The organism is Runella sp. (assembly GCF_027484545.1).
Taxonomy (GTDB): domain Bacteria; phylum Bacteroidota; class Bacteroidia; order Cytophagales; family Spirosomataceae; genus Runella.
On sequence record NZ_JAIXST010000126.1, the window covers coordinates 43700 to 53650 of the forward strand.

A 9951-nucleotide genomic window follows, 5' to 3' on the forward strand; every position below is an offset into this window, starting at 1 on the left:
ATCCATACTTTGTAGAAAAACTACTGTCAATCTACAAACTGTGAACTGTAAACGCCAAAAATATGCAACTCACGAATCGTTCGAAACAAGTTAGTAATAAGCAAATGACCTTTGCGGAACGGATATATCTGCCCGCAATCGCTACTGGTTTAGGAATTACGATTAAGCACTTTTTTCAGAAAAAAGTAACGTTACAATATCCTGATGTAAAAATTAATTTGGGACCTGTTTTTCGTGGTCGGCATGTATTGAAGCGCGATGACCAGGGACGTGAACGTTGCACCGCCTGTGGATTATGCGCAGTAGCTTGCCCTGCCGAAGCCATTTCGATGGTGGCCGCTGAGCGTCAAAAAGGAGAAGAAACCCTCTACCGCGAAGAAAAATATGCAGCCGTGTATGAAATCAACATGTTGCGTTGTATTTTCTGTGGTTTGTGCGAAGAAGCGTGCCCTAAACAGGCAATCTATCTTCGTCATGATGAGTTTGTTCCCGTATTTACTGAGCGCGATCAGGTAATTTGGGGTAAAGATCTTTTGGCTGAAAACATGAATAATCGTTATTTGCGTAAAGCGTGGACGAAAGAAGAAGCCCGCGAGCAAGACATAAAGGGAGTTGAAGCCCAACCAAGAACTCAATTGTAAAACGAGTAAGCAGTTAGCAGGAAAACTGTTAACTGCTTACTGTTAACTGTAACAAAAATGGATTTTTCTAACTTTTTCTCTCACCTGACTCCGGCGACTTCCTTTTTTTATGTACTGTCTTTTCTCACAATTTTGTGTGGATTGATGGTCATTTTGGCAAAGAATCCGATTCACAGCGTACTGTATTTAATTGCAACATTTTTCTGTTTGTCAGGGCATTATATACTGCTGAATGCACAGTTTTTGGCCGCAGTTAACATCATCGTTTACGCAGGAGCGATTATGGTATTATTCCTGTTTGTAATCATGTTCTTGAACCTGCGGGAAGAAGACGAAGAATCAAAAACCAATCTTGTAAAGATAGCTGCCACTGTTGTAGGCGGTACGTTGGGGGTGATTTTAGTGGGAGTACTTCGTAAAGCACAATTCGGGACTTATAATCCTTATGTTTTTGATTCTCAGGCAGGTATGGTTGAAAGTCTTGGCAATGTGCTTTATAATGATTATTTATTGCCCTTTGAATTAGCTTCTGTTCTGTTCTTAATCGCAATGATTGGAGCTGTGATGCTTGGCCGTCGCGAAGCGGGAGATCGACATTTCTAATAGTTCATCCTTGATTTTACTTTACTTATTTGTCTCCAACGTATCGTTTCAAAAGGCGTTCGATGGGAGGCAAATAGCTTTTTCCGAATAAATTGACGTGAACAAGTAAAGGATAAAGATTATAAATCGGAATACGGCTGCTAAAGTCAGGTTCTAAAGGAAACGCTTCATGATACGATTCATCATCAAAGCCTCCAAATAGGTGGGAAAAAGCGATTTCCGCTTCACGAAAGCCATAATAGGGCGCGGGGGCAATGAGAGAAACGCGCCCATGTTGATTGGTTAAAAAATTCCCTGACTACAAATCTCCATGAAGCAAGGCGGGACGCTCAGCAGGGATGATGCTTTTAAGTGCGGGATAGAATCGCTCAAAACGGTCGTATAACTCTTTGGAAATACTATTATTATAACGGGCTAACCCTGCCTGCGGGCGAAGTCGACGTTCTACAAAGAAATCAATTCCGTTGGCAATAGGTTGGTTTGACTGTTCCAGAGAACCAATATAATTATCGAAAGAAAGACCGAAATTTCGTTGGGTATGAGAATGTAACTCCGCCAATGACTCGCCAAAATTTCGCCAGAAATCAGGTCTTTGTCCGCCATTTTCAACGAATTCCTGAATCAAATAGGCTTTATTGCCATTCTTTCCATATCCATGCACTATTGAGACATGAAGAGCATCTGTTTGACGTAAGATTTCTAACCCCCGTGCTTCTTTTTCAAACATATCTTCCTGCTCGGCATGGTTGAATTTGATAAAAAATGTACCTTCGGACGTGGAAACTCGAACGGCAGTATTAATGCTTCCGCCGGATATTACCCGTACTTCAAGTACTTCTATTGTTTGTCCAAAGGTTTCGAAAAGTATGCTTTCAAAAAATGGAACCTGTTCAGTGGGATTCCACATATTTTTTAAAATTAGGCATGAATCATCGAATGAACTAATTACTAAAGTAACACATTTCTCAATAAGTAATACCTTACATAGCTGCAAACGTATCCGTGAATTCAAACCTGACAAAACTTTTTGAAATCGCCCAAAAACCAACCCGGAGAATTATCGGATTGATGTCGGGCACTTCCATGGATGGATTGGACGTAGCTTTGTGTCGATTTAGCGGTAGTGGCTCACAAACCCAAATAACGCTGGAAAAATTTGATACTATTACATTCAGCGAAGACATTAAGGAAGAAATCCGACGCATTTTTGCCAAAAAAGAGATAGATTTTCAACAGCTTTGTTTACTCAATCCCTGGATTGGTCAATTGCACGGACGACTTGTATTGCAATGTCTGGATAAATGGAAAATTGAACCCAATGAAGTAGATATTGTAGCAAGTCACGGGCAGACTGTCTTTCACGCTCCTAAAATCCTGCATAAACTCAATAAATTTCCCAATGCTACGCTTCAGATTGGAGACGGAGACCATATCGCCGTAACTACGGGTATTATTACTTTAAGTGATTTTCGTCAAAAGCATTGTGCCGCGGGGGGAGAAGGTGCTCCATTGGCAGTATACGGTGATTATTTTGTTTTTTCAAAGCAAGGCGAAAATAGACTTATGCTCAATATGGGCGGCATTGCCAATTTTACTTACCTTCCGGGTAACCTTAATTCGCATGAGGTATTTGTGACCGATACAGGTCCGGGAAATACGCTTATTGATGCCTTTGCGCGTAAATTTTTCAATCTTCCCTATGACGAAGGAGGGAAAATTGCAGCAAGCGGAAAAATACACGAAGAATTGCTTCGGTGTTTGAAAAAAGACCCCTTTTTTAGTGCACCTTTTCCGAAAACTACCGGACCTGAATTGTTTAGTTTAGAATATGTGCTTTTAGCTCAGCAACACAGCGGAACGACCTCACTTTCGCCCGAAGACCTAATGGCCACGCTAACACGTTTTTCGGCAGAGACGATTGCGGAAGCCATCTTGAAAGTTTGCAAAAAAGAGGAAAGTTACCATTTATACCTTAGCGGTGGCGGAATGCACAATCCTTTGATAATAAGTGCTTTACGTGAATTGATGCCCGATTATCCCATGGCGGTCACTGATTCTCTCGGTATTTCGGGAGATGCCAAAGAAGCGGTTTTATTTGCTATTCTGGCCAATGAAACTCTCTGTGGCGGACTTACTGATTTTGGCAGCAGGGAAGGAGTTCCAAGCGTTTCGATGGGGAAGATTTCTTTTCCTGCCTAAATCATTCGTTTCAACTGAAATTTCGTAAAGTGAATCGTTCCTTTGCGGCGGATAAGTAAGGTGATTTCTTTCCCTTCTCCTTTTTGGAGAAGTTTATATATTTCGCTGATTATTAGGTCATCAGAGGATTTATTATTGATAAACAGCACCTCGTCTCCTTCCTCCAAGCCAGCATACCAAGCGGGGGAGTCTTCGATAATTCGGTCTACAACGTATTCTTTCAAGTCTTTCCCTTTGGCTCGTAATTCCAGCCCGCTCATGTCATGCTCAAATGTTTCTTTAAGACGACGTTTGATGGGCTTGAGGACAATGTAACGATCTGTATAATTAAACGTTACTCGAAAACGTCTTAATAACTCACAGCCAATGTTTCCCTGTCGTTCACTCCGGGCTGCAAATTTCACTCCAAAGCCCAAACTGTCAGGAAAAGAAGCCAAAACATTATCAAGTTCATATTTTCCAAAACGCACTTTGTTAATACGTCCCAAACTCCCGTTAATGACTCCGTTGAGTCCGCGGCCTAACTGCGCCCTGATTACCTTTTCAGGAAGTTGTATTTGATTATCCGCACTTTTGTCAATCAATAAAGCATGTCCTGCCCCGGTATCTATCACAACTCGAATCGGAAGTTCGTGTCCACCTTCCACTAAGGCAATTACGTCTGCGTAGGGTTTGGTATCTTCAATAATGATTGGATAGCGATCTCCCTGTCGGGCACGATATTTATAATTTTCGGGATTAGTCAGCAGTAATTCACGGTTAATGAAATCTATCGTTACTACGAAATTATTGAAGACTTCGTATCCGAAAATACCATCAATCGGTATGCCGACGTATTCCGACAGTTTCAGAACATCTTCCTCAAGCACCACAATGTTTTGGTGAGTGGCTTTCATCCTTCCCATCCCTAATGTATTTCCAATAGCCACCGAGGCAGAAAGGGAACTGCCTTCTCCCGCACCGGTCAATTGAACGCGACGGGTAAAATTCAGCTTTTGGTATTTGATAGCATCCGGATTGGTGATAATCACCGAACTGACACCAGTATCCAAAATAAAGTGTAGCGTGTCTGAGTCATTAACGTGTACAGGAACGATAATGAGATTGGCGTGCATTTGAAAGGGAATACGGGTAAACTTAGAATTTCCCAATAAGAAAAACCCAAATTTGTCGTCTTTCTTTGGGCTTTTTTGGGCCGTTAGGAAAAAAGGCAAACAACACAAAAAAGTCAATTTGAGATACCATCGTGTCATAGCCGTGCCAAAAATAATGTATGGCTGTTAGTAAATATAGTCTTATTTCTTAGAAAAACAAAAAATATCCCTAAAAAAGTGCCGTTTTGAATTAATATATTCTTGCTAACTTCGCAAGGCCTAAGAGGCTTTCGGCCGATTTAGTACTGATAATTTTGTGGATTCTTTACAAGCAGTAGAATTTAGTTACTAAAATACAAAAACCGAAATAAAATTAACCCTCAATTCACTTAAAATTCCCAATTCGATGAGAAAAAAAATTGTAGCCGGTAACTGGAAAATGAACAAAACGGTAGAGGAAGCGCTAATTCTTACCTCTGAAGTTGTAAATATGGTACGCGACGAAGTACGCGGTGACGTAGAAGTTGTCCTGTGTACACCTTATATTTACTTACCCGTTTTGCAAAAATATACCGACGAAGTAAGCCGCATTTCCTTGGGTGCGCAAAATTGTCATCAAAAGGCATCCGGCGCATACACGGGTGAAATTTCAGCACCGATGCTGGCAGCCTTGAATATTCCTTACGTGATTATCGGTCACAGTGAGCGCCGTCAATATTTTGGAGAAACGGATGCACTTTTAGGCGAAAAAGTAAAAATATCACTTGCCAACGGCCTCAAGCCTATTTTTTGTTGCGGTGAATTGCTCGAAGAACGTCAAAATGAAGATTTCGTAGCGATTGTAAAAGCTCAAATTACCGCCGCATTGTTTGATTTATCTGCGGAAGATTTCGGTAAAGTCGTAATTGCCTACGAACCGGTTTGGGCGATTGGTACAGGCTTGACAGCTTCCTCTGAACAGGCTCAGGAAATGCATGCTGCCCTTCGTGCTCATATTGCCGGCCAGTATGGTGAACAAGTAGCCGATGATACAACTATTCTTTACGGAGGAAGCTGTAATGAAAAAAATGCAGATGAACTTTTTGCGTGTCCTGACGTAGATGGCGGATTGATTGGCGGTGCTTCGCTCAAGTCGCGTGAGTTTACTAATATCATAAAATCTCGGATGTAGATTTTTTTTAGACACGGAGAAACGCGGTGACTTACTTATCAGTACCTTCGTTGCTCCGTGTTTTTAAAATAATCATCTTCTACTTATGAAATCCTTATCCCTTTCCTTAGTTGCTCTTTTAGTTCTGTTAGGTTGTCAACGCCCCGCCTCAAAGCTACTGAGTGGCGGAACTATCGTAAAAGAAGGACTGATTGATTGTTTTCAGCCAGGGCTTCAGGCAGGAGGGCGAGAATTATGGTGTGAAGCATCGGCTGTGTTGTCTGATGGGAGAAATCTTCTATTTGCCAACGATAAGGATATGCCCGATGCTGACGCTGCGGTATTTTATTGGGCGTATTCAGAAAGTAATATGTGGGGCAAGAAACCTGTCTATCTTACCCAAAGTCTCTTCAAAACAGGTCAGAAATACGAGGATTTCGCAATGACTCCCGACCGTAAACATGCTTTTCTGACTACCGGCTTTGATCGCATAAAAGAAGGAAGTAATGAATGGGATGGTTATAACACATTACTTTACTGGCCCGTGACAGACAATCCTCAAAAAATTCAACCAAAGGCTGTTCACCTGAAAGCAGGAGAAAAGTTTTCGATGGGACTAAGGGTGGCTCTCTCTCAGGCATTACTCTCCCCCGAATTTCCTCAGGGAATGCCTTACTTTAAAGTGGAAGGTTTTGCAGCAACTGAGACCAAACTTTATTTTGGAATTCGGGAAGAAGGCAAGAAGTACGACGATTTTAAATACAAAGCCAAGATACTGACGGCTTCTTACCATTTTGAAGGTGACTCACTTGTATTGAGCAATGATTTTCAAACATTAGCCGACATTGATATTCAATCCCTTCAACCCAATTTACCTAAATCATTGGCTCTTTCCTGTATCGAATACGATGCTGAACGTAAGATTTTCTGGATATTGACATCCATAGAAAGTGAAACTCAGGGCAACAGTGCTTATCTGTGGTGGGCTTCGGAAGAGGAGTTGAAAAAAGACAAACTTAATTTGGTTACAAACTATACAACGGGACAGCCGTTAAAATTTACGCATAAAGCAGAAGACTTAACCTCCATCGGTAACAACCGCTTGTTTGTGATTCACGATGACGACCGCAACCGTACGAAAGTCGGCAATCAAACCCGACAACCTCATCAGGCAGCCTATTCAATCGTAGAGTTTTGATTCGCTTTAGTTTGAATAAAATCGCAGGTTGTTTGACTCTCTAAAAACGGGGTTTCACTCCCTCATAAACCAATTCTATCGGAATGCGGTTGGGTAACTCCCGGCCGCATTTTATTTTTGATATATCAATCAGTAGCTCATACACTTTAAGAAACCAAAACCTTTCAAAAACAATGGAAACTCAACGCGACCCTCAACTTTGGAGAATGGCAAAAGCCAGAGCCGGATTTAAAAGTCACCTCTACGTTTATTTGATTGTCAATGCAGGATTATGGACTCTTTGGGTCATAGGGGTTGCATTTAACAAAGGTACCGATTATCCATGGCCAATATGGACCACCTTTGGATGGGGTATCGGGTTGGCATCTCATTATTTTAGTGTTTATGCAATCAATGAGAAGCAATTGGCAGAGCGCGAATATCAAAAATTAGTAAACAGGCAGTAGATTAGCCTCCTATAATTACCTATAACTCTCTAAATCTTACAAGCAATGAATCCTTCACGCGATGATAAATTATGGAAAATTGCGCAGCGACGTGCTCATTTCCAACGCGATTTAATGTCTTACTTTTTTGTAAATGCCGTTTTGATTGCTATTTGGTATTTTACAAGCGGTTCACTCAATCACTTTTGGCCGGGGTGGGTGTTGATATTTTTTGGGATAGGAATAGCCATGCAATACTATCGGGCTTACATCAGACCTGACGAAAGCGATTTGACTGAAAAAGAATATCAAAAATTAGTGGATGAACAAAAAAGGGCAGGTTAGTACCTGCCCCAAAGTGATAAGTGGATGGCTTTAAAGCCATCCACTTGTTTAAAGTCAATTGTTTTCAATTACTTTCTCTACTACGTACGCTTGAGTTCCCAGCCATTTTGCTTCTTGGCCCAATTGAGAAATCACGACGGTAAGATTATTTCTAAAATCGGTGAGACAGTATTTGTTGATAGCCTGTTCGATAGGATTAGTAATAAAAGCACCTGCTTTTGCCACAATACCATCTACAATAATTATCTCCGGATTGAACAGATGAATGGCAATGGAAAGTCCTTTGCCGAGTTCCATTCCTATTTCGTGTAAAATGTCAATGGCAAAAGAATCGCCCTGCCAAGCAGCTTCAATGATGGTTTCGGCATCTATTTTGTCCATTTCAATCGCCGAAAGCCTTGAAATACGCCCTTCTGCCAACCCTTTTTTAATACGACGAATAAGAGACGCTGCCGAAGTAATGGTATCCAAACAACCCACCTTTCCACAATGACACAACTCGCCGTTGGGTACTACCTGAATATGACCCAACTCGCCCGCAAATCCGGAAGCACCCTGAAATACTTCTCCGTTTAAAATTACACCCAGACCAACCCCCCAATCAATATAAATTGCCAATACGTGATCTTTGCCCTGCGCCAACCCGAAACGGTGTTCGCCTAACGTTGTGGCTTTGGTATCATTGATAACATAGACTGGAAATTTAAAGTAACGCTCCAGCGTACCCCCAAAGGAATTTTCGCTCTGGTTGAGGCTCCGATAGGTAAAATTGTACCCTTTTCGGGCATCTACCAATCCGGCTACCGAGACTCCCATGGCCATAAAGTCGTCGTAACGAATATTGGATTCTTTCAAAACTTCTTCTGTTACTTCAATAAGCTCGTTCAAAAAACGAGGAGTATCTTCCAATCGTAAATTAAAATCACGTCTTAAAACAACCTCATTTTTCAGGTTCATGATTAGTACTTTTGTGTCGTGCGTGCTGACATCCAGTACGATAACATAATAGCGTTCTGTGCTCAAACTAAACAGGACAGGCTTACGTCCCTGTTTCGTAATCCCCGTTCCAATGGGCACAATCCATTTCTCCTCCACCATTTCTTCCATGATACTGGTTACGGATGGAACACTGCTATGGATAACGCGCGCCAATTCGGCGATAGAAGAGGTGCCAGAGCGATAAAGCTCGATAAGAATACGACGACGGTGTTGACTTTTCTTATAGTCAACTACTGAAGTTCTGGGAAAAATATCAACCTCGGATGATGTAGTAGGATCAAACATACTCTAAATAAGATAAACAGGCCGCTAAATTACTTTAAATTATGCCTATAAATGCAATATTAATTTATTTTACTAATCGACGCCATATAAAATTATTTTTTTATTAATTTTGTTTGAGATTGTTAAATTTCTTTCTACAATTGTAAAATATTTCTACATCTATACTAAAAATTAGCGCTCGTTAACACACATTCCTAATTTTTTTATCAATCTTCAAACAATCTTCTTTAACTATGAAAAAAATGCTACTTATGCTTATTGTTATTATGGCAATAATAAGCGACCCTGTGTTTGCTCAAACCATCACGGGTAAGGTAACCACAAAATCCGACGGGCAACCACTTCCCGGCGTGTCGGTCGTGGTAAAAGGTACCGGAGTAGGTACTACAACCGATGGGAATGGAAAATTCAGTATTGCAACTTCATCGAAAGGCGTACTTGTTTTCTCTTATATTGGCTTCAAAAGTCAGGAAATTGCCGTTGGTAACCGCTCTTCTATAGATATAAGCATGGAAGAAGATGCCTCGCAATTGCAGGAAGTTGTAGTGACCGCACTCGGAATTGGTAGAGAGCAACGCGGCTTGGGGTATGCTACCTCCACTATTAAAAATGACGCGCTTGTAAAAACCGCCTCTCCCAACTTTGCAAATGCACTCTATGGCAAAGCTCCGGGCGTAATGATTAATACCACACCAGGTGGAGCAACCAGCGGTGTGAGTATAAGCATCCGTGGATTTAGTTCTATTACTGGTAATACGCAGCCACTTATCGTTTTAGATGGGATTCCTATCCGCAATGGTGAAGCCAGAAATACCAATTACTGGGGCGACCAGCGTATCCGTGGTAATGGACTATTAGACATAAACCCTGCTGATATTGAGAATATTTCAGTACTTAGAGTATGTCTAAAAATTAAAAGCGGTCAAATTGATAAAATGTTAAAATTGTAAAAAAATGAGAATTAGTCATAACTTGTGATTGTCAAAACATAAGTTATTATGGTAGTAGTAAA

Annotated in this window: 10 protein-coding genes and 1 pseudogene; 8 read left to right on the forward strand and 3 right to left on the reverse strand. The window is 41.1% G+C overall.

From position 1 onward, the window contains the following. Positions 1–62: 62 nt before the first annotated feature. Together Q0081_RS10855 and Q0081_RS10860 are read left to right on the forward strand one after the other, a co-directional pair. The gene (locus Q0081_RS10855) at positions 63–641 is read left to right on the forward strand and encodes an NADH-quinone oxidoreductase subunit I (RefSeq protein WP_298352687.1); all 579 of its coding nucleotides are present in this window, start codon (positions 63–65) and stop codon (positions 639–641) included. Positions 642–698: 57 nt separating this feature from the next. Continuing rightward, positions 699–1244 carry an NADH-quinone oxidoreductase subunit J gene (locus Q0081_RS10860; RefSeq protein ID WP_298352690.1) on the forward strand — a complete coding sequence of 182 codons (546 nt, stop codon included), beginning with the start codon at positions 699–701 and terminating at the stop codon, positions 1242–1244. A gap of 25 nt (positions 1245–1269) precedes the next feature. Here Q0081_RS10860 and Q0081_RS10865 read toward each other — a convergent pair. Further along, positions 1270–2151 (reverse strand): annotated as a pseudogene (locus Q0081_RS10865) (fructosamine kinase family protein). Between the two features lie 95 nt (positions 2152–2246). Here Q0081_RS10865 and Q0081_RS10870 point away from each other — a divergent pair. Then, positions 2247–3443, forward strand: a complete 1197-nt coding sequence (locus Q0081_RS10870; protein ID WP_298352693.1) for an anhydro-N-acetylmuramic acid kinase — start codon at positions 2247–2249, stop codon at positions 3441–3443. Here the strand turns inward: Q0081_RS10870 and Q0081_RS10875 are convergent. Then, positions 3440–4696, reverse strand: coding sequence for an aspartyl protease family protein (locus Q0081_RS10875; RefSeq protein WP_298352696.1), 1257 nt, complete (start codon positions 4694–4696; stop codon positions 3440–3442). The two genes, Q0081_RS10870 and Q0081_RS10875, sit on opposite strands and share 4 nt — an antisense overlap. Before the next feature lie 247 nt (positions 4697–4943). On the opposite strand from Q0081_RS10875, the gene tpiA reads away from it, so the two are divergent. The 4 genes from tpiA (at position 4944) to Q0081_RS10895 (ending at position 7655) form a co-directional block, all read left to right on the forward strand. Then, positions 4944–5708: a triose-phosphate isomerase gene (tpiA, locus tag Q0081_RS10880; RefSeq protein WP_298352699.1), complete on the forward strand. Its 765-nt coding sequence runs from the start codon at positions 4944–4946 to the stop codon at positions 5706–5708. A gap of 85 nt (positions 5709–5793) precedes the next feature. Beyond that, positions 5794–6885, forward strand: a complete 1092-nt coding sequence (locus Q0081_RS10885) for a hypothetical protein (RefSeq protein WP_298352702.1) — start codon at positions 5794–5796, stop codon at positions 6883–6885. A gap of 173 nt (positions 6886–7058) precedes the next feature. Beyond that, positions 7059–7331 (forward strand): 2TM domain-containing protein, encoded by a 273-nt coding sequence (locus Q0081_RS10890; protein ID WP_298352705.1) that lies wholly within the window; start codon positions 7059–7061, stop codon positions 7329–7331. A 45-nt stretch (positions 7332–7376) separates the two neighbouring features. Then, on the forward strand, positions 7377–7655 hold the full coding sequence (locus Q0081_RS10895; RefSeq protein WP_298352708.1) for a 2TM domain-containing protein: 279 nt from the start codon (positions 7377–7379) through the stop codon (positions 7653–7655). A gap of 54 nt (positions 7656–7709) precedes the next feature. Here Q0081_RS10895 and Q0081_RS10900 read toward each other — a convergent pair whose 3' ends face one another. Then, positions 7710–8939: an ROK family transcriptional regulator gene (locus Q0081_RS10900; RefSeq protein WP_298352711.1), complete on the reverse strand. Its 1230-nt coding sequence runs from the start codon at positions 8937–8939 to the stop codon at positions 7710–7712. A gap of 233 nt (positions 8940–9172) precedes the next feature. Between Q0081_RS10900 and Q0081_RS10905 the strand changes: the two genes are divergently transcribed. Next, positions 9173–9889 (forward strand): carboxypeptidase-like regulatory domain-containing protein, encoded by a 717-nt coding sequence (locus Q0081_RS10905; RefSeq protein WP_298352714.1) that lies wholly within the window; start codon positions 9173–9175, stop codon positions 9887–9889. Positions 9890–9951 lie beyond the last annotated feature (62 nt).